The following is a 24,200-nucleotide window of genomic DNA, read 5'->3' on the forward strand; positions in this document are numbered from 1 at the left end:
CCCGCGTGCGCTCCACGTGACGACGACGTAGCCACGCTCCTGCAGCTCGAGCGCCTGGGAGGCCACCGCCTCCTTGTTGCCCCCGAAGCCGTGCGCGAGCAGCACGACGGGGTGACGGCCGGAGGCCTGCGGGTAGACCGAGACGTCGAGCCGCACGGCCGTGCCGTCCGGCTCGGGGCGCACGGGGACCTGCCGGCCCACCGGGGCGGGGACGGCGGCCGACCGCGTGAGCGCCGGGGACGCGACCGGGGACGACGCCTCGGCCACGGGCAGCGTCGGCGCGCTCGCGGCGAGCAGCACCCCGAGCGCGGCGACGAGACGGGCCCGAAGCGGCATGCGGCCATCACATCACGCGAACACCCAGAGCCGCGTCGGTCAGCCGGCGCGCTCGAGGCGCTTCTCGAGCAGGTAGGCGGCGACCCCGCACACGACGAGCACCATGAGCGGCGGGACGTAGCGCATGGCACCGTCGAGCCGCAGCCAGTCGTACGGCGCCGTCGCGAAGCCGAAGAGGTCGAGCTGGAGGACGTACCTGACGACCGGCAGCAGGCCGAAGACCAGACCGACGATGCCGATGCAGTTGACGAGGAACCGGGTACCGGCACCGTGCGGCGCCTCGGGCGAGCGTCCGGACGGGCGCGCCGGCGGACGCGTCGGAGTCATGGGCCCCAACCTACGCGTCGGCTCCCGGGTGCTAGAAACGCGTCATGGCCACCACCGCCCTCGCAGAGACCACCGTCCACACCGTCGGCGACCTGCCGGCCGTCGGGCGCCCTGCGCCCGACTTCACGCTGGCGGGCACCGACCTCGCCGACGTCGAGCGGCCGCACGGCCGCCGCGTCGTCCTCAACATCTTCCCCAGCATCGACACCCGCGTCTGCGCGACGAGCGTGCGGCGTTTCAACGAGCTCGCCGCGGGCCTGGACAACACGACGGTGCTGTGCGTCTCGGCCGACCTGCCGTTCGCGCTGCGCCGGTTCTGCGGCGCCTAGGGCATCGCGAACGTCGTGACGGCCTCGACGTTCCGCTCCACCTTCGGCACGGACTACGGCGTGACGATGGTCGACGGCCGGATGCGCGGGCTGCTCGCGCGCTCGGTGGTCGTCATCGACGCCGAGGGCACCGTCGTCCACACCGAGCTGGTGCCGAGCATCGGCCAGGAGCCGGACTACGACGCCGCGATCGCCGCCGTCACAGCCGGCACCGGGCTGGGCTGACCGCCGTCGCGCCGGTGCGCGTCCGGGCAGCCGACGCAGGCGCCACCCAGGTCGCGGGGGCAGGCGGGGGTGCGCCCCCGTCCGCGGCGCTCACCGGGTGTCGTCGTCGACCCAGTCGAGGGTGCGCTGCACGGCCTTCTTCCACTGGCGGTAGAGGCGGTCCCGCTCGGCCTCGTCCATCTGGGGGCTCCAGCGGCGGCCCTCGCGCCAGTTCCGGCGGATCTCGTCCGTCGACTCCCAGTAGCCGACGGCCAGACCCGCGGCGTACGCCGCTCCGAGGGCCGTCGTCTCGCTGACCTCCGGCCGGACGACGTCGACACCGAGCAGGTCGGCCTGGAACTGCATGAGGGTGTCGTTGACGACCATCCCACCGTCGACCTTGAGCTCGGTCAGCGGCACGCCCGAGTCGGCGTCCATGGCGTCGAGCACCTCGCGCGTCTGGAAGGCCGTGGCCTCCAAGGCCGCCCGGGCGATGTGCCCCTTGTCGACGTAGCGCGTCAGACCGACGAGGGCGCCCCGTGCGTCGGGGCGCCAGTACGGCGCGAAGAGACCGGAGAAGGCCGGCACGAAGTAGGCACCGCCGTTGTCGTCGACGCTCGCCGCCAGCGTCTCGACCTCCGCGGCGTCCTCGATGATGCCGAGGTTGTCGCGCAGCCACTGCACGAGCGACCCGGTGACGGCGATGGACCCCTCGAGCGCGTAGACCGGCTTGTCCCCGCCGAGGCGGTAGCAGACCGTCGTGAGCAGGCCGTTGTCGGACGCGACGATGTCCTCGCCGGTGTTGAGGAGCATGAAGTTGCCGGTGCCGTAGGTGTTCTTCGCGGTCCCCACGTCGAGGCAGGCCTGGCCGAAGGTCGCGGCCTGCTGGTCGCCGAGGATGCCCGCGACGGGCACGTCGATGAGGATGCCTGGCTTGCACGTGCCGTACACCTCCGAGGACGAGCGGATCTCGGGCAGCATCGACATCGGCACGCCCATCGCGGCGCAGAGGTCCTCGTCCCACGACAGGGTCCGCAGGTCCATGAGCAGGGTCCGCGACGCGTTCGTCACGTCGGTGACGTGCAGGCCGCCGTCGCCGGCCCCTCCGGTGAGGTTCCACAGCAGCCACGAGTCGATGGTGCCCATGAGCAGCTCACCGTCGCGAGCGCGCTCGCGGGCGCCGTCGACGTTGTCGAGCACCCAGCGGACCTTCGGTCCGGCGAAGTACGTCGCGAGCGGGAGCCCGGTGACCTCGCGCCACCGGCCGGCGTCGCCGCGGGCCGCGAGCTCGTCGCAGATCGCCTGCGTGCGGGTGTCCTGCCAGACGATGGCGTTGTGCACCGGCTCGCCCGTGGTCCGGTCCCAGACCACGGTGGTCTCGCGCTGGTTGGTGATGCCGACGGCCGCGACGTGCGTCGCGTTGAGGTTGGCCTTGCCGAGGGCGCCACCGACCACCTGACGCGTGTCGGCCCAGATCTGGGACGCGTCGTGCTCCACCCACCCGGCGCGCGGGAACACCTGGCGGTGCTCGAGCTGGTCGACGGCCACGACCCTGCCCTCGCGGTCGAACACCATGGCCCGGGTGCTCGTGGTGCCCTGGTCGATCGCGACGACGTGGCTGCGCTGCTCGGTCGGCATGACGCCGACCGTACCGTGCGGGCGCCTCGGCATCACGGCTCCGCGGCCCACACCTGTGGACAGGACTGCGACACAAGCACTTCCGAGTCCACCGTCCAGACTGCAGGCTTGACCGCCATTCGAACACCTGTTCTACTTGAGAGAGGTGACCACCTGGCGAGAGGAGAGCGGCGATGCCCTATCTCGACGCGCTGCCTGCCGGGTCTGCGGGTGGTCGACCCGCGAGGGTCCGGCGCATCCTCGCCACCGACCGGGCCCGGCTTGGGGCTGCGGTCGTGGTGGCACCGGTCCCCTTTCGCGTCGAGGGGCTGGACGCGGCCGGTGACCGGGTGCTGTCGCAGGTGGAGGCGCTGGAGCGGGCCAAGGCGCGGCTGGAGTCGCGGCTGCTGGAGGCGTACGCCGCGTTGCACACGATCCAGGAGCAGCAGCTGGCGCGACTGGCCACCGCCGCGCCGGTACCGCTGAGCACCGAGCGGGTCGTGGCGGCCGAGATCGCCTGTGCGACCGGGGTCGGGCAAGGCGAGGTGTCCCGCCGGCTCGAGCTGGCCCTGGCGCCGCGCCGACACCGGGTCCTGCGCGAGGCGCTGCGCCGAGGAGCCACGAGCCTGCACCGGGCCCTGACCCTCGTCGCCGAGACGCGCGCCCTGCCCGACCACGCCCTGCCGGCCCTCGAGACCACGGTCCTGGCGCCGGCCCCCGACGGGACGGTCGCCACGCAGCAGCTGTTCCGGGCCCGACTGCGCCGCACCGTCACCGCCGCCGACCACCGGTGCAGCGACGAACGCCGCCGTACCGCCACCGCGCGCCGGGGCGTGTTCGGGCGCCTGACCGAGGACGGCATGGGCGTCATCACCCTGACGGCCACCGCCGAACGGGTCGTCGGCGTCCTGGACCGCGTCGACGCGTTGGCCCGCGCGGCCCGGGCCGCCGGCGACGGGCGCACCCTGGACCAGCTCCGTTGCGACCTGCTCACCGACCTCGCCCTCTTCGGCACCACCCCGGGCGGGCATGACGGGCAGGCCCTCGCTGGAGCGGCATCCGGGTCGACGGCAGGCCCGGACGCCGGCCCGGATGCCGGCCCGACGTGCGGGCGCTGGCTCACCGCCGCGCCGGCGGCGGTGGTGCGCATCGTCGTCCCGTTCGAGGTCGCCACCGGGGCCTCGGACGCCGCGTGCGAGCTGCCGGGGCACGGTTGGGTGACCGCCGCCCACGCCCGCGCGATCATGACCGCGCCCGGGTCGGTGTGGCAGCGCCTGGCAGTCGACCTGGACACCGGCACCGCCGTGCAGCTGTCCGCCGACTGCTACACCCCGACCCGCGCCATGGCCGAGCACGTCCGGGCCCTCGACGGGACCTGCCGCGCCCCCGGCTGCCAGGTCCCCGCCGAACGCTGCGACCTCCGACCACATCACTCCCTGGCCGGCCGGTCCGACCCGGGTGACCAACCTGCAGGCCCTGTCCCGCGGCTGCCACCACCCCAAGACCGCCGGCGCCTGGACCGCCCGGCGCGACCACCATCCCGCCGCCGGACCCGATGACCCCGACCGGGGTGGTGGAGGTGGTGGAGGTGGTGCGGGCCGTGGTTCCGGGGCGACGAGGTGGACCACCCTCGCCGGTCGCGAGTACGTCACCTACCCCAAGGACTGGCGCGAAGCCCTCACCGACCCCGGCGCCCGCCCATCCGATACGGGGCCACCCCAGACAGACCGGCCCGATCCGGCGATTGTCCGGGAACCCGGCGCTGAACCCGAGCCGCCACCGTTCTGAGCACGTCGGCTGGCTGAGCCGGTCCTTGGCCTCTGCAGCGTGGGTGGCCGAAGGCCGACGCCCGCGGCCGCTCGTCGCTCCGAGGTGAGCCACCGCCTGTCGACGGGGTCACAGTCAACGCCTCGACGGCGCACAGGCCACGTCCAGACTTCGCGCCTAGCCTGCGGCGGAGCGGCATGCGGCACGGTGCCGGCCGCCGTCGAGGGGAGGGCGCCATGGCCGATCTGGGATGGCCCGAGATGCTCATCATCGCCATCGCCGCGATGGTCCTCTTCGGCTGGAAGCGCCTGCCCGACGCCTCACGCAGCCTCGGCCGGTCGATCCGCGTGTTCCGCTCCGAGATCGCCGGTATGCGGACGGACGCCGAGGGCACGGACACGCAGGCCGAGAGCTCGGCCCCGCGGGCCGAGTGACCGGCGGGCCGGCAGTCCGGGGATGACCGCGCCGGGTCCCCGGGCGGGTCGTGACGGCTAGGGTGTGTTCGGGCCCGTCCGACTCGAAGGGGGACCGATGACCAGCCCCGTCCGCCTGGACCTCGCCTATCGCGCCGCGGCGTGGAAGCGCCTGGCCACCAAGCAGTTCGACGTGCTCGTCGTCGGCGGCGGCGTCACCGGGGCCGGCACCGCGCTCGACGCGGCCACGCGTGGTCTGTCGACGGCGCTCGTCGAGCAGCGCGACTTCGGGTCGGGCACGTCGTCGCGGTCCTCGAAGCTGTTCCACGGCGGCCTCCGGTACCTCGAGCAGATGAACTTCGACCTCGTCCGCGAGGCCCTCAAGGAGCGCGAGCTCATGCTGAGCCGCATCGCGCCGCACCTCGTGCGGCCGGTGTCCTTCCTCTACCCCCTGACGAGCCGGGGCTGGGAGCGCCCCTACGTCACGGCGGGGCTGACGCTCTACGACTCGATGGGCGGTGCGCGGTCGGTCCCGCGGCACAAGCAGCTGACCCGGACCGGTGCCCTCAAGCTCGCCCCGGCGCTGAAGCGCGACAGCCTGACCGGCGGGCTGCTCTACTTCGACGCCCAGGCGGACGACGCGCGGCACACCCTGATGACCGTCCGCACCGCGGCGGCCTACGGTGCCACGGTCCTGTCGAGCGCCCGCGTCGTCGACCTGCTGCGCGCCGGCGAGCGGGTCGTCGGCGCCGTCGTCGAGGACGTCGAGACGGGCGAGCGCACCGACGTGCACGCGTCGGTCGTCATCAACTGCACGGGCGTCTGGACCGACGACATCCAGACGATGGCGGGCGGGCGCGGCCGCTTCCACGTCCGCGCGAGCAAGGGCGTGCACATCGTCGTCGCCCGCGACCGGATCAACTCCGAGACCGGGCTCATCCTGCGCACGGAGAAGTCGGTGCTCTTCGTCATCCCGTGGAACACCCACTGGATCATCGGCACGACCGACACCGACTGGGACCTCGACCGGTCCCACCCGGCCGCCACCAAGGCCGACATCGACTACATCCTCGAGCACATCAACGGCGTCCTGAAGGTGCCGCTGACCCACGACGACATCCAGGGCGTCTACGCCGGCCTGCGGCCGCTGCTGTCCGGCGAGAACGAGGACACCAGCCAGCTCTCGCGCGAGCACGCCGTGGCCCGGCCCCAGCCCGGCCTCATCTCCATCGCCGGCGGCAAGTACACGACCTACCGGATCATGGCCGCCGACGCCGTCGACGCCGCGCGCGAGGACGTCGGCGGGGACGTCCCGGGCAGCGTCACCGAGTACATCCCGCTGTCCGGCGCGGAGGGGTACGTCGCGCTCGTCAACCAGATCGACCGCCTGGCCCGGCACGAGGACCTGCCGGTCTGGCGGGTCACCCACCTGCTCGAGCGCTACGGGTCGCTCGTGCACGAGCTGTTCGCCCTCGCCGCGGACGACCGCAGCCTCTACGAGCCGCTGCCGGGGGCCGAGGAGTACCTCAAGGTCGAGGTGCTCTACGCGGCGACCCACGAGGCCGCCCTGCACCTGGACGACCTGCTCGCCCGCCGCACCCGCATCTCCATCGAGACGCCGAGCCGCGGCGTCGACAGCGCCCGCGCCGCGGCGCAGATCGTCGCGCCCGCCCTCGGCTGGGACGCCGAGCGCGTCGAGGCCGAGGTGTCCGCCTACCTCGCGCGCGTCGAGGCCGAGCTGGAGTCGCAGAAGGAGCTGGTCGACTCCGAGGCCAACGAGGAACGCCTCGCCGCCCCGGATGCGCGTCGCATCCCCGTGAGCCGGCCCCAGGAGATCTCGTGACCCACACCGCACGGGGGGTCCTCGTCGTCGGCGGCACCGGGGTCGACACGATCGTGCGCGTCGCCGAGCTGCCCGTGCCCCTCGCGGACTCGCACGTCGTGCCCCCGATCGACGTGCACGTCGGTCACACCGGTACCGGCGTCGCGCTCGGCTGCCACCGGCTCGGCATCCCGACCCGGATCGTCGACGTCGTCGGTGACGACCACGAGGGCCGGCTCGTGCGCGAGCGGCTCGCCGCCGAGGGCATCCCGTTCGACGCGGTCGTCCACCCGACCGGGACGCGTCGGGCCGTCAACCTCGTCGACCCCACCGGCCGCCGGCTGTCCCTCTACGACCCGCGTCACCCCTACGACCTCGTCCCCGACGCAGCGCTGTGGCTCGACGCGCTGGCGGCCCTCGACGCGGGGCCGGGTGCGCGGCACGTCCACGCGTCGATCATGCCGTGGACGGTGCACGCCCTCACCGAGGCGACCCGGCGCGGCCTGAGCACCTCGACGGACCTGCACGACTGGGACGGCGAGAACCCGCACCACCGGCCGTTCGCCGAGGCGGCTGACGTCGTCTTCGTGTCGGGCTCGGCGTTGGGCGGACGCGAGGACGACGTCGTCGCGGCCGTCCTCGCCCGCGGCCGTGCCCACACCGTCGTCGTCATGGACGGCGCGCGAGGCAGCCGTGTCACCCCCCGCGAGGGCGAGCCGTTCGCCGTGCCCGCCCTCGAGCTGCCCGGTCGCACGGTCATCGACTCCAACGGCGCCGGCGACGCGTACGTGTCGGGCTTCCTGCGGACCTGGCTCGACGGCGGGTCGACCCGCGACGCGGCCCGCGCCGGCGCCGTGGCGGGCGCGTGGGCGTGCGGCGCGGTCGGCACCCACACCGACCTCGTCGACGCCGCCGAGCTCGACCGCCAGCTGGCCCGGCTCGCCGCCTGAGTCAGGCCTGCGCGCCGCCGGCGTCGCCCCCGGCGTCCCCGCCCTCGCCGCCGGTGCCGATGTTGACCATCCAGTCGACGCCGAACCGGTCCGTCAGCATGCCGAAGGTGTCGCCCCACATCTGCTTCTCGAGCGGCATCTGGACCGCGCCGCCCTCGGCGAGGCCGTCCCACCAGCGCTTCAGGTCGTCCTCGTCGTCGCCGCTGAGGCTGATGGTGATGCTCGAGCCGGTCCGGTGCTCCATCTGGGGCGGGGTGTCGGCGGCCATGAGGGTGAAGCCCGTGGGGGTCACGAGCTGGGCGTGCATGATGCCGTCGGAGCCCTCGCCCTCCTGCCCGAACTCACCGAACGTGCTGAGCGTCAGGTCGCCGCCGAACACGGACTTGTAGAACTCCATCGCCTCGCGGGCGTTGTCCTTGAACGAGATGTACGGGTTGAGCCGAGAGGTCATCACATGCTCCTTCACAGGTCGCTCCGGTGCGGAGCGGGACGCGCAGCAGCCTAGGACTCGGCACCGACGGCCGACACCCCCAGAAGGGCGACGCCGCGGGGGCCCGGCTCAGGAGGACCGTCGGGAGCGCCGGGCCCCGCCGCTCGAGCCGAGCGGGTCCTGCCGGCGTCCGTCGTCGGTGGGCCCGAGCCCGCCCTGGCACGCCGGGCAGTAGAACATCGTCCGCTCCTGAGGTGGCACGCCGATCGGGGCGACCCGGACCGTCGTGCCGCACCTCCGGCAGGGCCGGCCGCTGCGGGCGTGCACGTACTGCGTCTCGCCCTGCCGCCGGCTGCCGGTGCTCGACTGCACACCGTCGTGCCGCCCCTGGTCCATGAGCCGCTGCGTCCGGTCGACCAGACGCTCGACGGTCCGGCGGCCGAGGTCGGCCGGCAGCGACCACGGGTGGACCCGCTCGAGGAAGAGCGCCTCGGCGCACCACATCGTACCGACGCCGGCGAGGTTGCGCTGGTCGAGCAGGGCGGCACCGACCGGCGCCGTGGCGGCGAGCACGTTGCCGACGGCGCGCTCGCGGTCCCAGTCGGGTCCGAGGACGTCCGGGCCGAGGTGGCCGACGAGCTCGCCCTCACGCGCGGTCGGCACGAGGTCGAGCATCCCGAGCCGCAGGCCGAGCGCCGTCCAGTCGGGCGCCGACACGAGCGCGCGCAGCTGCGGGTTGCGGCGCCACCGGTCGGCCAGCGTCGGGGTCGCCTCGACGCGCCACTGCCCCTCCATCCGCAGGTGCGAGTGCAGCGTGAGGCCGCCCTCGACCCGGTGCAGCAGGTGCTTGCCACGGCTGACCACCTCGAGCGTCGAGCGGCCGCGCAGGTCGGCGGTCGAGATCTCGGGCCAGCGCAGGTCCGACTCGACGATGACGCGTCCGGCGAGCGCGGCGTGCAGCCGCTGCGCCGTGCGCCACACGGTGTCGCCCTCCGGCACGTGCCACCTCCAGCCGCGTCGTGCTCTGCGTACCCCCGCTTCACCTTGCGTTCACCGGCGAGGTGCCCGCCACGGCCAGCGTATTCAACCCGGGCCACTAGCTTCGCCGGGTGCGAGACCTGACCGTCGTCGTGTCCGCCCCGGCGTCGTGCGCCTCCCTCGAGCGATGCCTGCGGGCGCTCGCGGCGCAGACGCTGCCCGCCGACCGCTTCCAGATCGTCGTCGTGCTGCACGGGTCCGGAACGGGCGCGCGCGAGGCGCTCGAGCGCGCGTTCGAGGGGCCGCTCGCCGGGCACGAGGTCGTGCTCGCCGACGCCGTCGTCGCGACGTCGGCCGCGGCCCGCAACGTCGGCGTGGGCCTGGCCCACGGAGCGTGGACGACGCTCGTCGACGGCCGCGACACCATGAGTCCCGACCTCCTCGAGGCTCTCTACTCGTCCCGCTCCACCGAGCGGGTCGCCGCGGCCCGCGTCGAGCCCGGCCACGAGCCGGGGCCCGACGCCGGGCCCGCCACGGCTCCCCACCGCGCCGTCGGGCTCGCCCGGGCGCGTGGGGGTTTCCTCGTGCCGACGGCGTGGCTGCGCGACGTGCCGTGGGTCGACGCGCTCGCCGCGCACGCCGACGCCGTCCGCGCCGGCCGGCTGCTCAGCCGCTTCGAGCACCGCTTCACGACCGTCGACCCGACGCCCGCACTGCGCGGGGCGACGTACGTGTGCTCGCCCGACGGCCCCCGCACACGACCGCTCGACGCCCCGCTCGACGCCCCGGTCCGCGACCGGGTCGCCGCGCTCGCAGCCCTGACCGCCGGCACGCAGGCCGACCCGACCGACCGGTCCGCCCTGACCGACGCGCTCGTCGACGCCGAGCTGGCCGACCTGCGACGCGACGTCGCCGGTGACGCCGAGTCAGCGGCACTCGCGGACCGGCTGCTCCACGCGGCCGGCATCCGCGGCGTCCGCGGTCTCGGCACGACGTCCTCGCACGACGACACCTGGTCGCTGTTCCGTGAGCCGAGCGACAGCGTGCGCTCCGTCGTCGTCGTCGCGGGCAGCGCGGCCGCCGTCAACGGCCACGCGCGGATGCTGTCGTTCCTGTCGCGCAACGGGGTCGGCGTGCGTGTCGTGCACTACAGCGGCCGCCTCAAGCGGATGCTGCGGCAGCTTCCCGACGCCCACCGCGTCGAGGTGCTGCCCGCCTCGCCGGACCGGCTGGAGTCGCTGCTCGGCGGCGCCCGATCCCGTCGCGGCCGCGTCGCCGTCCGAGCCGCCGGGGAGGCACTGCGCGTCGGCCGACGCCTGGTCCCCGAGGTGCTGCCGCCGGGGGTCACCGCACCCGCGTGGCGACGCGTCGACCGGCGTGTCGTCGACCTCGTCTCCGAGCCGGGCGCCCTCGTCACCCTCGACCGTGGCGGCTCGACGCTCCTGCGGGCGTGTGGCCCGAAGGCGCCCGTGCCGACGAGCGGGGACGCGCACGACCTCGCCGTCACCGTCATGCGGGTCGCCGCGAGCCGGGTCGGCGGCCACCTCCAGGACGCGCACGCCGCCCGCGGCGCGTCCCGCATCCTCCGTGGCGACCCGGCTCGGACGCGGTCGGTGCTCGACGCGCGTCTCTGGGCGATGGTCGCCTACCGGCTGCTGCGCGCGAACCGTGTCGAGGCCGCGGAGCACGTCCTCGAGGACCTCGGCGCCGTCTTCGGCCTGGAGGCGCTCGACCGGCACGGGGTGCCGGCCCTGCGGACGCTCCTCGACGTGCAGACCGGGCGCGGCCGCGACACCGCAACGCTCGTGCAGGCCGTCACCGCTGCCGCCCGTGCCGCGCTCGACGAGGCCGACGCCGCGCTCGGCGGCCCGCACGGCCCGCACGGCCCGCACGGCCGGCACGGCCCGACCGACGACGCGGCCCTCGACGAGGTGGCGTTCCTGGCCACCGTCACCCTCGACCTGCTCTTCACCCGGCGCCTGCACGCGGCCGTGACGACCACTCCCCTCGTCGAGGACCCCGACACCTTCCTCGCCCCGCTGCGCGACACCGCCACCGGACGCCTCCTGTCGGCCGCCGCGCCGCACCGCTCCCCCGCTCGCCCGACGACGGCCCCCGACGCCGGAGCGAGTCGCCCACGCGTCACTGTCCTGCCCGGCGCCTACCCCAAGTTCGCCCGGGCCGTCGTCGAGCAGCTCACCCCGGCCGCCGTCGTCGAGCTGCTCGACCTCTCCGCGCGCGAGTCACGCTTCACGAACACCGGCGTCGATCCGCGCACCGTACGAGCCCGGCTCCTCGCGGCCACGGGCCGGGCCCCAGCCCTCGACCCCGCCACCGCCGAGGCGCTGGCGGCCGACGTCGTCTTCGTCGACTGGGCCGACAAGGGCCTGACGTGGGTCACCGACGTCGTGCCCGAGGGGACACGCGTCGTCGTGCGCCTCCACGGCGTCGACACCCTGGGCGCCTGGCTGCACACGGCCGACTGGTCGCGGGTCACCGACGCCGTCTTCCCGAGCGAGCACCTGCGCCGGGCTGCTGCAGGCGCCCTCGGTGGCCGGCTCGACGGCGTGCGCCAGCACGTCGTCGCCAACCCGGTCGACGTCGACCGCTACGACCTGCCCAAGCGCGAGTCGGCACGCAAGCGCCTCGGCATGGTCGGGTGGGCCCAGCAGGTCAAGGACCCGCTGTGGACGCTCGACGTCCTCGCTGCGCTGCGGCGCCAGGACCCGGAGTGGCGCCTCGCGCTCATCGGCGCCGACGTCGACGTCCGCAACACCAACCCCGTCGAGCGTGAGCTGGCCCGCGCCTTCCACGACCGCGTCGCAGGCGACGCCGAGCTGCACGACGCCGTCGACTACGTCGGGTACACCTCCCGCCTTCCCGAGCGGCTGCGTGACGTCGGCTGGGCCGTGAGCGCGAGCCGCCGCGAGGGCTTCCACGTCGGGCTCGTCGAGATGGCGGCGAGCGGCGCCGTGCCCGTCGTGCGGGACTGGCCCGTCTACGCGCGCGAGGGCGGGGCCGGCCTGCTCTTCCCGACCGACTGGGTCGTGACGACGCCGGCCGAGGCCGCCGCGCGCATCCTCGCGGTGTCGGACGCCGGCGCCTGGGAGGCCGAGAGCGCCGCCACCGTCGAGACGGTCCGACAGCGCTTCAGCGGCACCGACGCCGGTGCCCGGCTGCGCGAGATCGTCCTCAGGACCGGCTGATCCGCGCGAGCACCTGGACGGCTGCGCTCACGTGCTCGATCGCTGACCGGTGGTCGAGCGGTTGCGCGTCGAGGGCGCTGCCCTCCTCGACGACGCCCCAGACCGGGGTACCACTGCCGCGGTAGTCGCTCCACTTGGACGGCAGGAAGGGGTTCTGCGCACCGGCCGGGCTGACCGCGTCGTTGACGAGGAGGCAGTCCATCCGCCGGGCGAGGGACAGGAACTCGAGGTAGCCGACGAACGGCCCGACCCGGACGCAGTCACCCAGCCCGCGGCCCGCGACGACGTCGTGCAGCTCCTCCGGCTTGGCGGTGAACACGTGCAGCAGGACGCGCTCGCGGACCGTGCGCGGCGCCACCTCGAGGGCGTCGAGGACGCCGGTGACGCCGCGGTTGGCGTAGAAGTTGCCGAAGTAGCCGACGTGGCGCCGGCTGGGGTCGAGCTCGTAGGTCGAGGTGCGGCTCCCGTAGAACCGGGGCTCCGGCGTCGGGTGCGGTGAGACGACCCCGATGCGGGCGGCGCGGTCGGCCAGGCGCGGGTCGTGGCAGTGCCTGAGCATGAAGTCGCGCTGGTGCTCGTTGGTGAACATGACGCTGTCGGCGAGGGCGAACGCGATGACCTCGCACCACTCGAAGGCGTTGAGCCCCTCGGGCGCCCGGAAGCCGGCGGCCTCGACGGCGGCCCGGAGGCGCCCGAGCACCCGGTCATCGCCGGCCGGCGCGGACCGGACGTCGCCGAGCACGTCGTGGGACAGCGGGTCGGAGAACTCCGCGTCCCAGTGGATGCCCGGCCGGGCCAGCTTGACCTCGGCGGCGAGGAAGTGTGACGCCGCGAACTGCGCTCTGCTGTAGAGCGACTCGTACTCACCCTGGAGCGACTCCCACCGTTGGAGCGTCTCGAGGCCGAGGCGCTGGTAGTCGACGATGGAGGCCCACGAGCTGAACGCCGTCCTCGACGGGACCGCGGCGAACCGGCGCACGAGGCCACCCGTCAGCTGGACGAGCCCCGGGTCCTGGTGCCGGATCGAGTCCATCGCGTTGCAGACGACGTCGACGGGCTCACCGCGGTCGTGGACGCGCTTGGCCGCGACGATGGCCGCGGTGTCGGAGTAGGGCGGGAAGCAGTACGACGTGACGAGCCGTCGGGCGGTGTCGGGGGCCCCGTGGGCCATGCTGTCCTCCAAGGGGTTTCGCGAGGTCATCAGACGGTGACGTGCTCCGTGGGGTCGCCGTGGAAGGCGAGCACCCCGCGCCGCGCGAGCAGCTCGACGTCCGAGACCGGCCACGTGTGCCCGTCCGGCGTCGAGGCACGCACCGAGACGAAGTTGAAGCGGTCGGTCGAGTAGACGCGGCCACCGTCGGCGCGCACCTTCTCGAGGAACGTCGTGTCGACGCGCCGGGGCAGGTCCTCGAACCGCACCCGGGTCGCGAGGTCGCGGGCGAGCAGCAGCGTGCCGCCCTGGACGAGGTCGACGTACCGGTGCTCGGCCTCCGGGAAGCGCAGCAGCGTGGCCCCCGTCGCGGTCAGGTGCGCGTAGTGCGCCCACTTCCCGACCACCGCGGCGTCCGTGTAGTCGAACGCGCGCACGAGGTCGAGCAGGTAGTGCTCGGTGTAGACGTTGTCGTCGTCCATCTTCGCGACGTACCGGCCCGAGGCCGCCTCGACGCCGCGGTTCATGCACGCACCGAGCGTCAGCGACGCGTCGGCAGGGCGCACGACGATGCGTGAGGCGTCCAGTCCTGCAGCGTCGGCGAGCACGCGCACCGTGCCGGGCTCGACGCCGAAGCCGTGCGTCACGAGGACGAGCTCGATGTCGGGGTGCGACTGGGCGGCGAGGAACCGCAGCACGTGCTCCACCTGGCCCGGGCGCATCGTCGGGACGACGGCCGAGACGCTGCGGTCACGCGGCGGCGCCGGCACGCCGACGGTGGCCAGGACGGTGTCGACGCGGTGGCCGTAGGTGTGTGCGTCGTGGACCCGGCGGTGCGCCCGCAGGCCCAGCCGGTCGCGGTGGTCCTCGTGCTGGAGCAGCGCGCGCAGCTCCCGGTCCGTCTGCTCGGCGTCGTGCGTCACGCGCACCGTGTCGCCGAAGAACGGCTCGAGGGACGCGGCCGGCCCGGACAGCACCGGCGTCTGCGCGGCCGACAGCTCGAACAGCCTCCGCGCGCACATGCTCGGCGAGTCCGTCACCGAGTTGACGTTGAGGAACACCTTGTACGCGGTGTACGCGCCGAGCATCCGCGCGTAGGGCAGGCTGCCGACGAGCGAGCCGGCGTAGCGGCGGGGGAACTGGTACCGCCGGTCGCGCCCGGCCATCCTCGAGAACACCTCGAGCCCGAGCGGCAGGGCCGGTTCGAGCACGTACTCCATCTGCCGACGGCGCTCGTCGTGCTTGTCGGCGAAGTAGCTTCCGGCGAAGGCCACCTCGCGCGTGCGGCCGGCCCCGTGGCGCACCGGGGTGTGGATGCGCGGCTGGGCACCGAACGGCAGCAAGCCGATCCGCGAGTGCCCGAGGTCACGCTCGTAGTCGGGGATGCGTCCCGCGTCGACGGTGAAGACGTGGTCGAAGAGGCGCGCCGTCGCGAGGAACCGGTGGTAGCTCGGCGGGTCCTCCTTGTTCCAGAACACCGTCGGGATGCCCTCGGCGCGGCACCAGGCGACGAGGTCGCGCAGCTCGAGCGAGGGAGCCTCGGGCGCGGTCATGGCCAGACGCCAGGCACCACCGTTGCCGTTCCACGCCGACTCGACGAACAAGAGGTCGGGCCGCCTCCGCCGCAGGAGCTGGCGCCACGTGTCGGGCTGCACCGGCAGCTGGTCCCACTCGTACCGGAAGGCGAGGTCGGAGAAGTCGTCGAGGATGACGGCGGCCACGACGTCGGGCCGGGCCACGGGTCCCGCGGGCAGATCGGGCCTCGGCAGGTCGACGCGCAGCCGCGCGGACCGCACCCGGGGCAGTCGTCGCTCCAGCTCGCGACGGGCCTTGCGCGGCAAGTCTGCCCGCGCCCGGCCGTCGCTCAGCGCGCGCGCCAGAGCGATCCGCGCGCGCCGGAGGTCGGCGAGCATCCGCTGCCTGTTCACCACAAACTTCTCTCCCTGTTCGGCTGGCGTTCCGCCCGCACCCCACCGACGTTTCGCGTGCGCTGCGACGTTCGTCGGGTGAGACCTGGACTCGGCGCCACTGTGGCATCCGCCCTTGGCGCCTCCGGCCCCCGCGGTGCGACGCCCAGCCGAACAGTTGGTGACATCCCGTCCACGACGGCGTTGATGCTCGCCAACCTGCCGGTCGCCGCGTGCGTCGCCCGCAGCCACGTCGTCCGCAACCCGTGGCAGGCCGTCTGGGTCGGCGCCCGCCTGCTGCCCACGACGGTGTCCGGTCGGCTCGGCGAGCGCACGCGCGGTCCCGTGTCGGTCATCGCGGCCGCCGCGGCCGGCCACCGCGAGCTGGCCCGTCGGCGCCTGTCGGACGGGCTGCGCGGCGCCCCGCCGGCGCGGGCCCGGCGCCTCCTCGCGGCCGCCGCGGCCACCGGTCAGTGGGCCGAGGTCGACGCCGACACGGCGAGGCGCGCCCCTGTCACCGGGGGTGCCGCGGCGTACGTCGCGCACGCGTCGGGCGACGTGAGCACGGCCGAGCGTGCCCTCGCCGGCGCCCGCGGTCCCCTCGACCGGGCGCACCGCCGGTGGCTCGAAGGTGAACGGCTCGTGCTGACCGGTGCCGCCGTCGCCGGCCTGGGCCCGAGCCGTGCGCGTCCGGTCGGGGGCAGCGCTGCGTCACCGGGCCGACGCCGCGCCGTCGTCCACGTCGTCACCAACTCGCTGCCCGAGGTGCAGGCCGGGTACACGGTGCGCACCCAGGGCCTCGTCGGCGCCCAGCGACGAGCCGGGATCGACGCGCACGTGTGCACGCCCCCGGGCTACCCGCTGACCCAGGGTCGCATCCTGACGTCCGCCGAGTCCGTGCACGGCGGCGTCCCGTACCACCGGAGCCTCCCGACCCGGAGCCGCCTCGACCTGCCCGACCGGCGTCTCGAGGCGTACGCGTCGGCCGTCGCGGCCCTCGCCCGCAGCGTCGGCGCGCGCGTGCTGCACGCCCACTCCAGGCACGACAACGCCCAGGCCGCCCTCGTCGCCGGTGCACGCCTCGGCGTGCCGGTCGTCTACGAGGCCCGCGGGTTCCTCGAGGACACCTGGGCCAGCCGCGGCGGCAGTCCGGACAGCGACTTCTACCGCTGGACGCGCGCCACCGAGACCCGCTGCCTGCAGCTCGCCGCCGCGGTCGTCACCCTGTCCGAGACCATGCGCACCGACATCGTCGCCCGTGGTGTCCCTGCCGAGCGCGTCCACGTCGTCGGCAACTGCGTGCCCGACGCGCACCTGACCGACGCCGTGCGCGGCGACGGCGTCCGCGCGGGTCTCGGCATCGGTCCCGACGCCGTCGTCGTGGGCACCGTGACGACCCTCAACGACTACGAGGGGGTCGACGTGCTCCTCGAGGCGGCCGCCCTGCTCGACGACCCGAGGGTCGTCGTCCTCGTCGTCGGCGACGGCCCTGCACGCGACCGGCTGGCCGCGGGCGCGAACCGGTTGTCCGCCAACGGAACCCGGACCCGCGTCATCCTCACCGGACGTGTCCCGCACGTCCGCAGCCGTGACCACCACGCCGCCATCGACGTGTTCTGCCTACCGCGGCGGTCGACGGCCGTCACGGCCCTCGTCCCGCCGCTCAAGCCGGTCGAGGCGATGGCGCTGGCCCGACCCGTCGTCGCGAGCGACCTGGCGCCGCTTCGTGAGCTCGTCGGCCCCGACCGCGGCCTCCTCGTCCCCGCGGGCGACGCGTCCGCGCTGGCCGACGCACTCGGCCTCCTCGCCGGCGACCCCGGCCTGCGCGCCCGGGAGCACGTCGCCACCGAGCGCACGTGGTCGGCCGCGGCCCGCACGTACCAGCACATCTACGACTCCGTCTGCGAGGGCGCATGACCGACGTGACCACCGTCCCTGTGACGCGGGAGGCGGCCGACCACGCGCCCGTGCCGATCACGCCGGCCCAGGCGGAGGCCCTCGCGCGCGCCGGCGGCCTCGAGGAGCTGGGCGTCCGACCACCGCTGCGCCGGTACGTCCGCGACGTGTGGCGCTACCGCCACCTCGTCTGGCACCTCTCGTCGTCCCAGGCGTACGCGACGAACCAGAACAACCACCTCGGCCAGCTCTGGGCGGTGCTCAACCCCCTGCTGCTCGTCGGCTCGTACTACCTGATCTTCGGCCTGCTGCTGAAGACCCGCGGCGGCACGTCGAACTACATCGCGTTCCTGACGATCGGCATCTTCGTGTTCGGCTACACCGCGTCGGCGCTGACCGCGGGCGCCCGGGCCGTCACCGCCAGCATCGGGCTCGTGCGCGCGCTGCGGTTCCCCCGCGCGGTCCTGCCGGTGTCGGTGACGCTGACGCAGTTCCTCGTCAACGTGCCGGCGTTCGTCGTCCTCATGGTCATGGTGCCGCTCACGGGCGAGCCGTTCTCGTGGCACTGGTTCCTCTTCCCCGTGGCCCTCTTCCTGCAGAGCCTCGTCAACCTCGGGCTCGCCTTCTTCCTCGCGCGCGTCGTCAACGCCGCGCGCGACACGAACAACCTCGTGCCCGTCGTCGTCCGGCTCGCGCGCTACGTGTCGGGCGTCTTCTTCTCCATCCCGCACTACGCCGGCCACGGCCTCATGAGCGCGCTCCTGCTCTACCAGCCGCTCGCCGTCGGCATGACGACCGCCCGCGAGGCGCTCATGGACCAGTACCCGCTCTCGTGGTCCAGCTGGGCCGCGGCCGGCGTCTGGGGCGTCGTGCTCTGCGCGTCGGGGCTCGTCTTCTTCTGGCACGGGGAGGGCCGTTATGGCAGCGACTGAGGTCACGACGGACGCGACCGGTGAGGCGCGCCCCAGCGTCGTGTGCTGCGGCCTGGACGTCGTCTACTCGGTGTTCGGCGCCAAGAAGCGCTCGACGTCGACCGAGGGCGCCGAGCCGTTCCTCGAGCGCGTCCTCGCCCGACGCCGGCACGGCGCCACCGCGGGGACCGGCGTGCCCGGGGGGACCGGCGTGCCCGGGGGGACCGGCGTCGGCGCCGTGCGCCGCATCCACGCCGTCAAGGACGTCTCGTTCGTCGTGCGGCACGGCGAGGCCGTCGGCATCATCGGGCGCAACGGCTCGGGCAAGAGCACGCTGCTGCGCGCCATCGCCGGGCTCATCCCGCCGACGAACGGACGCGTGTGGGCCGAGGGCAACCCGTCCCTGCTCGGTGTCAACGCCGTCCTGCTCACCGGCCTGACCGGCACGCGCAACGTGATGATCGGGGGGCTCGCCCTGGGTCTGTCACCGCGCGAGGTGCGGGACCGCTACGACGACATCGTCGAGTTCTCGGGCATCGGTGACTTCGTCGACCTGCCGATGAGCGCCTACTCCTCCGGCATGGGCGCGCGCCTGCGGTTCGCGATCTCGACGGCCGCCGCGCCCGACATCCTCATGATCGACGAGGCCCTCGCGACGGGCGACGCCGAGTTCCAGGCGCGCAGCCGCGACCGCATCGCCGAGATCCGCCAGGACGCGAGCACGGTGTTCCTCGTCAGCCACTCCAACGCCGCGATCCGTGAGTCGTGCGAACGCGTGCTGTGGATGGACCGGGGGCGGCTCGTCATGGACGGCCCCACCGAGGACGTCGTCCGCGCCTACGAGGACAGCCACCGGAAGGCGCGCGCGTGAGCCTGCCGCCCGCAGCCCTGCGCGCGCTCGTCGTCACGGTCGTGCACCATCCCGAGGACGCCCGCATCCGGCACCGCCAGATCGGTGCGCTCCTCGATGCCGGGGTGCAGGTCACGTACGCCGCGCCCTTCTCGGCGCACCGGCTCGACCCGCCGGAGGTGCCCCGACTGCGCCTGGTCGACCTACCGCACGCCGTCGGCCGGTCCCGGGGGACCGCGTTCCGGGCCGCGCGCCGGTTGCTGCGCCACGAGGCGTCCGACCACGACGTCGTCCTCGTCCACGACCCGGAGGTCGTCGCGGCCGCGGCCGGGCTGGGGCTGCGCCACCTCGTGTGGGACGTCCACGAGGACACCGCCGCCGCCGTCGAGGCCAAGCCCTGGGTGCCCGACTGGGCCCGCGGGACCGTGGCCGGCGCCGCCCGGAGCATCGAGCGGTACGCCGAGCGGCACCACGACCTCATCCTCGCCGAGCACGCCTACGCCGCGCGCTTCGAGCGGTCCCACCACGTCGTGCCGAACACCGTCACAGTCCCCGAGGACGTCGAGCCGCCGGGCGACACGCGGGCCGTCTACCTCGGCTCGCTGACGCTGGCCCGCGGCGCCGCCACCCTCCTGCAGACCGGCCGGCTCCTCACCGTGGCCACGCGCGGACGCGTCAAGGTCGAGATCATCGGACCGACCCCGGACCAGCGCACGGCCGACACCGTCAGCTGGGGCGTCAAGTGCGGGCACGTCGTCCACCACGGTTTCGTGCCGAGTGCCCGGGCCCTGCCGATGCTCGACGGCGCCCTCGCCGGCCTGTCCCTGCTCGAGGACCGGCCGAACTACCGGCACTCGATGCCGACCAAGGTCGTGGAGTACATGGCCCACGGCATCCCCGTCGTCACGACGCCGCTGCCCCTCGCGCGTGACCTCGTCGAGCGCGCCGGCTGCGGCTACGTCGTCCCCTTCGAGGACGCCGAGGCCACCGCGGCCGCGCTCGTCGAGCTGGCCGCCGACCCGGAGCGTCGTGCCGCGATGGGGCGGGCCGGTCACGAGTTCGCGCGCGAGCACTTCGACTGGCGCGTCATCGGCCGCGACTTCGTCCGGCACCTCACGGACCTCGCCTCATCCACCACCCAGAGCAACGGAGACACCTCATGTTCGACGACGGAATCGCCGTCATCGGCCTCGGCTACATCGGACTACCGACCTGTGCAGCGCTGACCCGCCAGGGCATCGGCGTGGTCGGGGTCGACATCGACCCCCGCATCGTCGAGGAGATCAACGCCGGCCGGGTGCCCATCGTCGAGCCGAACCTCGACGTCGCCATCGCGTCCGCCGTCGCCAAGGGCCTGCTCACCGCGACGACGCGGACGCCGCACGCGTCCGTCTACGTCATCGCCGTGCCGACGCCGTTCCGCGGCGAGCACGAGCCGGACCTCGCCTACGTGCGCGCGGCCACCGAGGCCATCGCACCGCAGCTGCGCGGCGGGGAGGTCGTCATCCTCGAGTCCACGTCGCCGCCCGGCACGACGCAGCTGGTCTCCGAGTGGATCTCGGACCTGCGACCCGACCTCAAGCTGCCCCACCTCGGCGGGATCCCCGACGTCCACCTCGCCCACTGCCCCGAGCGGGTGCTGCCGGGCCGGATCATGGTCGAGATCTTCGCCAACGACCGCATCGTCGGCGGCCTGACGCCCGAGTGCGCCCTGCGGGCCGCGGAGGTCTACCGCACCTTCGTCACCGGGGAGATCATCCTCACCGACGCGGCGACGGCCGAGATGGCCAAGCTGACCGAGAACGCGTTCCGCGACGTCAACATCGCCTTCGCCAACGAGCTCGCCGAGATCTGCGAGCACGTCGGGCTCGACGTGTGGGAGGTCATCCGGATGGCCAACCACCACCCACGGGTCGACATCCTCAAGCCGGGCCCCGGCGTCGGCGGGCACTGCATCGCCGTCGACCCGTGGTTCATCGTGGCGGCGGCCCCGGAGCAGGCCCGGCTCATCCGGACCGCACGCGAGACCAACGACGCCCGCCCGCGCTCGGTCCTGCGCAAGGTCGAGGCCGCCCTCGAGGTCGCGGGTCACCCGGGCGGCGGGGGCGCGACCGTCGCCTGCCTCGGCCTGGCGTTCAAGGCCGACATCGACGACCTGCGCGAGTCGCCGGCCCTCGCCATCGTCGAGGCCTTCGCGACCGAGCACCCGGGAACGCGGGTCCTCGCCGCCGAGCCGCACGTCGACACGCTGCCGCGGACCCTGGCGGCACTGCCGAACGTCGAGCTGACCGCCACCGAGCAGGCCGTGCGCGAGGCCGACGTCGTCGTCCTGCTCGTCGACCACGCCGCGTTCCGCTCGGTCAGCCTCGGCGACCTGCGCGGTCGTGAGCTGGTGGACACGCGCGGGCTCTGGCGCTGAACGCCATGGCAGGCCAAGAGGCGCTCCCGACACCTCGTTCGGGAGCGCCTCTGCCACAAGGGGGCTCAGCCGGCGCGGAGCAGGCCCGCCTCGTCGACGTCGACCGCGGGGTCGAAGTCGGGGACGCGGTGGCCCACGCCGAGCAGCTCGGCGATGGCGGCCACGGACCGTTCGGCGGCACGCCCGTCGCCGTAGGGGTTCACGGCCTCGGCCATCGCGGCGTAGGCGTCTGTGTCGTCGAGCAGCTCCTCGACGGCGGCGCGGATCCGCGCGCCGTCGGTGCCGACGAGCCGGACGGTGCCGGCCGTGACCGCCTCCGGGCGCTCGGTCGTGTCGCGCATGACGAGCACGGGCTTGCCGAGGCTCGGGGCCTCCTCCTGGACTCCGCCGGAGTCTGTGAGCACGACGCTCGCCGCGGCGAGGGCGTGGGCGAACCGGTGGTAGTCGAGCGGCTCGGTGAGCAGCACGTTGTCGAGGCCGCCGAGGAGCGGCTCGATGACCTCCCGCACCACCGGGTTGCGGTGCATCGGCAGGAGCACCTGCAGCTCCGGTCGCGCTGCGGCGAGGTCCCGGATCGCCGTCATCGACTCGACCATGCGGGGGCCCCACGACTCGCGACGGTGCGAGGTGACGAGGAGCAGGTCCCGGCCGGTTCCGGCGGCCTCGACGGCGCGGGCGACGCGCTCGTCGTCGAAGCGCACCGGTTGGGCGGTGGTCCAGCGCAGGGCGTCGATGACGGTATTGCCGGTGACGGTGATGTGCCGTTCGTCGATCGCCTCGCGCAGGAGGTTGGCCTTGGAGGTGGACGTCGGCGCGAGGTGCAGGCCGGCGAGCGGGGCGGTGAGGCGGCGGTTGACCTCCTCGGGGAACGGCGAGTGCACGTCACCGGTGCGCAGCCCGGCCTCGAGGTGCACGACGGGGATCCGCTCGTAGAACGCGGCCAGGCCCGCGGCGAGGACGGTGGTCGTGTCGCCCTGCACGACGACGACGTCCGGTCGCGCCTCGCGGAGCAGCTCGGATGCCGCGAGGACCGTGCGCGAGGTGAGCTCGGCCAGGCTCGCGCCGGGCGTCATGAGGTCGAGGTCGTAGGCCGGCTCGATGCCGAAGAGGACGTTGACCTGGTCGAGCATCTCGCGGTGCTGGCCGGTCACCGCCACGACCGGCTCGAGGCGCTCATCGGCCTCGAGCGCAGCGACGAGGGGCGCCATCTTGATGGCCTCCGGACGGGTTCCGTAGACGGTCATGACTCGGTGCATTCCCCGAGCATGACGACGATTTCCGGCGCGATCGGCGCCGAGGGCCGCTTGCACGAAGGGTTCACTCGACCTTCACTCGGAGGTCGCGAGTTCGATTGGGAGAAGCCATGATTCAGCCGCGAATCGACGTCGTCGTCGTTGGCCTGGGGTACGTCGGACTGCCGCTCGCCCAGGCGGCGACCGCGGCGGGGATGCGGGTCGCAGGGCTCGACACCGACGCGTCCGTCGTGACGTCGCTGACGGCCGGGCGGTCGCACGTCGACGACCTGTCCCACGACGACGTCCGCACGATGCTCGAGGGCGGGTTCACGCCGACGACGGACGCCTCGGTCGTGGCCGACGCGTCGACCGTCGTGATCTGCGTGCCGACGCCGCTCGGGTCCGAGGGCGGTCCCGACCTCGGGGCGGTGGTCGGGGCGACCCGGTCGCTGGCGGCCCACCTGCGGCCGGGCACCCTCGTCGTCCTGGAGTCGACGACCTACCCGGGCACGACCGACGAGGTGGTGCGGCCGATCCTCGAGTCCGGGGGCCTGGTCGCCGGGCGCGACTTCAGCCTCGCGTTCTCGCCCGAGCGCGTCGACCCCGGCAACCCCGTGTACGGGATCGTCAACACCCCCAAGGTCGTCGGCGGCCACACAGCTGCCTGCACCGACGCGGCCGCGACCTTCTACGGCAAGGTCGTCGACACCGTCGTGCGGACCCGAGGCACGCGCGAGGCCGAGACCGCCAAGCTGCTCGAGAACACCTACCGGCACATCAACATCGCGCTCGTCAACGAGATGGCCCGGTTCTGCCACGACCTCGACATCGACCTGTGGGAGGTCATCGCCGCAGCGAGCACCAAGCCGTTCGGCTTCCAGGCGTTCCACCCCGGCCCCGGCGTCGGGGGCCACTGCATCCCCATCGACCCGAACTACCTGTCCCACAACGTCCGCACCCGGCTCGGCTACCCCTTCCGCTTCGTCGAGCTGGCCCAGGAGGTCAACGGCGGCATGCCCGCCTACGTCGTGCGCCGCGTGCAGGACGCGCTCAACCACGACGCGAAGGCCCTGCGCGGCTCGCGGGTCCTCGTCCTCGGCGTGACCTACAAGGCGGACATCGCCGACCAGCGCGAGTCACCGGCCGTGCCGCTGGCCCGGCGCCTCCTCGAGCTCGGGGCGGAGGTCGTCTTCCACGACCCGTTCGTCGCCCGCTGGGACGAGGTGGGCGCCGACGTGCCACGCGTCGCGGACCCCGAGCTCGAGGACGCGGTGGCAGGGGCCGACATCGTCGTCCTGCTGCAACGCCACCGCAGCTACGACGTCGACCGGCTGGCGGCCCGGTCACGGCGCTTCCTCGACACCCGGGGATCGGCGACGCCCCGCCGGCACGTGGAACGCCTGTGACACCGCGGCCCACGCCCTGTGGCCGGAGACCTGCTCGGTCATCGAGC

Annotated in this window: 18 protein-coding genes and 2 pseudogenes; 12 read left to right on the forward strand and 8 right to left on the reverse strand. The window is 74.0% G+C overall.

What is annotated here, in order from left to right; genetic code table 11:
- Window positions 1–336: pseudogene (locus ACR9ZK_RS00450) on the reverse strand (alpha/beta fold hydrolase); the annotation flags it as partial.
- Window positions 337–375: 39 nt separating this feature from the next.
- On the reverse strand, window positions 376–663 hold the full coding sequence (locus tag ACR9ZK_RS00455) for a hypothetical protein (RefSeq protein ID WP_481338873.1): 288 nt from the start codon (window positions 661–663) through the stop codon (window positions 376–378).
- A 44-nt stretch (window positions 664–707) separates the two neighbouring features.
- On the opposite strand from ACR9ZK_RS00455, the pseudogene tpx reads away from it, so the two are divergent.
- Window positions 708–1,217 (forward strand): annotated as a pseudogene (gene tpx / locus ACR9ZK_RS00460) (thiol peroxidase).
- A 90-nt stretch (window positions 1,218–1,307) separates the two neighbouring features.
- Here tpx and glpK read toward each other — a convergent pair.
- The gene (gene glpK / locus ACR9ZK_RS00465) at window positions 1,308–2,834 is read right to left on the reverse strand and encodes a glycerol kinase GlpK (protein ID WP_481338875.1); all 1,527 of its coding nucleotides are present in this window, start codon (window positions 2,832–2,834) and stop codon (window positions 1,308–1,310) included.
- Between the two features lie 173 nt (window positions 2,835–3,007).
- Between glpK and ACR9ZK_RS00470 the strand changes: the two genes are divergently transcribed.
- The 4 genes from ACR9ZK_RS00470 (at window position 3,008) to ACR9ZK_RS00485 (ending at window position 7,765) form a co-directional block, all read left to right on the forward strand.
- Window positions 3,008–4,372: an HNH endonuclease signature motif containing protein gene (locus tag ACR9ZK_RS00470; RefSeq protein ID WP_481338877.1), complete on the forward strand. Its 1,365-nt coding sequence runs from the start codon at window positions 3,008–3,010 to the stop codon at window positions 4,370–4,372.
- Window positions 4,373–4,816: 444 nt separating this feature from the next.
- A complete protein-coding gene (locus ACR9ZK_RS00475) occupies window positions 4,817–5,014 on the forward strand; it encodes a twin-arginine translocase TatA/TatE family subunit (protein ID WP_481338879.1) in 198 nt (65 codons plus the stop codon).
- Window positions 5,015–5,111: 97 nt separating this feature from the next.
- Window positions 5,112–6,836, forward strand: coding sequence for a glycerol-3-phosphate dehydrogenase/oxidase (locus ACR9ZK_RS00480; protein WP_481338881.1), 1,725 nt, complete (start codon window positions 5,112–5,114; stop codon window positions 6,834–6,836).
- Window positions 6,833–7,765, forward strand: coding sequence for a carbohydrate kinase family protein (locus ACR9ZK_RS00485; RefSeq protein ID WP_481338883.1), 933 nt, complete (start codon window positions 6,833–6,835; stop codon window positions 7,763–7,765). The genes ACR9ZK_RS00480 and ACR9ZK_RS00485 overlap by 4 nt, the downstream gene beginning before the upstream one ends.
- Window position 7,766: 1 nt before the next feature.
- On the opposite strand, the gene ACR9ZK_RS00490 is transcribed toward ACR9ZK_RS00485, so the two are convergent.
- Both ACR9ZK_RS00490 and ACR9ZK_RS00495 read right to left on the reverse strand, forming a co-directional pair.
- Entirely contained in the window at window positions 7,767–8,216 is a 450-nt protein-coding gene (locus ACR9ZK_RS00490) for a VOC family protein (protein ID WP_481338885.1), read from the reverse strand.
- A gap of 108 nt (window positions 8,217–8,324) precedes the next feature.
- Window positions 8,325–9,194 carry a DNA-formamidopyrimidine glycosylase family protein gene (locus ACR9ZK_RS00495; RefSeq protein WP_481338887.1) on the reverse strand — a complete coding sequence of 290 codons (870 nt, stop codon included), beginning with the start codon at window positions 9,192–9,194 and terminating at the stop codon, window positions 8,325–8,327.
- 110 nt (window positions 9,195–9,304) lie between these two features.
- Here ACR9ZK_RS00495 and ACR9ZK_RS00500 point away from each other — a divergent pair, with 110 nt between their 5' ends.
- Window positions 9,305–12,379, forward strand: a complete 3,075-nt coding sequence (locus ACR9ZK_RS00500; protein WP_481338889.1) for a glycosyltransferase — start codon at window positions 9,305–9,307, stop codon at window positions 12,377–12,379.
- On the opposite strand, the gene ACR9ZK_RS00505 is transcribed toward ACR9ZK_RS00500, so the two are convergent.
- Window positions 12,366–13,580 (reverse strand): glycosyltransferase family protein, encoded by a 1,215-nt coding sequence (locus ACR9ZK_RS00505; protein ID WP_481338891.1) that lies wholly within the window; start codon window positions 13,578–13,580, stop codon window positions 12,366–12,368. The genes ACR9ZK_RS00500 and ACR9ZK_RS00505 overlap by 14 nt on opposite strands.
- Entirely contained in the window at window positions 13,580–15,457 is a 1,878-nt protein-coding gene (locus ACR9ZK_RS00510) for a glycosyltransferase family protein (protein ID WP_481338893.1), read from the reverse strand. Before ACR9ZK_RS00510 ends, ACR9ZK_RS00505 begins: the two co-directional genes overlap by 1 nt.
- Before the next feature lie 186 nt (window positions 15,458–15,643).
- Here ACR9ZK_RS00510 and ACR9ZK_RS00515 point away from each other — a divergent pair, with 186 nt between their 5' ends.
- From ACR9ZK_RS00515 to wecC, 5 genes are read left to right on the forward strand one after another with little or no spacing between them, the layout of a single operon-like run.
- Window positions 15,644–17,353 carry a glycosyltransferase gene (locus ACR9ZK_RS00515; protein ID WP_481338894.1) on the forward strand — a complete coding sequence of 570 codons (1,710 nt, stop codon included), beginning with the start codon at window positions 15,644–15,646 and terminating at the stop codon, window positions 17,351–17,353.
- Window positions 17,350–18,264 (forward strand): ABC transporter permease, encoded by a 915-nt coding sequence (locus ACR9ZK_RS00520; RefSeq protein WP_481338896.1) that lies wholly within the window; start codon window positions 17,350–17,352, stop codon window positions 18,262–18,264. Before ACR9ZK_RS00515 ends, ACR9ZK_RS00520 begins: the two co-directional genes overlap by 4 nt.
- Window positions 18,251–19,114: an ABC transporter ATP-binding protein gene (locus tag ACR9ZK_RS00525; protein ID WP_481338898.1), complete on the forward strand. Its 864-nt coding sequence runs from the start codon at window positions 18,251–18,253 to the stop codon at window positions 19,112–19,114. Before ACR9ZK_RS00520 ends, ACR9ZK_RS00525 begins: the two co-directional genes overlap by 14 nt.
- Window positions 19,111–20,319, forward strand: coding sequence for a glycosyltransferase (locus tag ACR9ZK_RS00530; RefSeq protein WP_481338900.1), 1,209 nt, complete (start codon window positions 19,111–19,113; stop codon window positions 20,317–20,319). The genes ACR9ZK_RS00525 and ACR9ZK_RS00530 overlap by 4 nt, the downstream gene beginning before the upstream one ends.
- Window positions 20,253–21,512, forward strand: a complete 1,260-nt coding sequence (gene wecC, locus ACR9ZK_RS00535) for a UDP-N-acetyl-D-mannosamine dehydrogenase (RefSeq protein WP_481338902.1) — start codon at window positions 20,253–20,255, stop codon at window positions 21,510–21,512. The genes ACR9ZK_RS00530 and wecC overlap by 67 nt, the downstream gene beginning before the upstream one ends.
- Window positions 21,513–21,577: 65 nt before the next feature.
- Here wecC and wecB read toward each other — a convergent pair whose 3' ends face one another.
- Window positions 21,578–22,768 carry a non-hydrolyzing UDP-N-acetylglucosamine 2-epimerase gene (gene wecB, locus ACR9ZK_RS00540; protein ID WP_481338904.1) on the reverse strand — a complete coding sequence of 397 codons (1,191 nt, stop codon included), beginning with the start codon at window positions 22,766–22,768 and terminating at the stop codon, window positions 21,578–21,580.
- A gap of 107 nt (window positions 22,769–22,875) precedes the next feature.
- Here wecB and ACR9ZK_RS00545 point away from each other — a divergent pair, with 107 nt between their 5' ends.
- On the forward strand, window positions 22,876–24,153 hold the full coding sequence (locus tag ACR9ZK_RS00545) for a nucleotide sugar dehydrogenase (RefSeq protein ID WP_481338906.1): 1,278 nt from the start codon (window positions 22,876–22,878) through the stop codon (window positions 24,151–24,153).
- Window positions 24,154–24,200: the final 47 nt, after the last annotated feature.

The sequence above is a fragment of the Monashia sp. HAY1-5C genome (genome assembly GCF_056755255.1).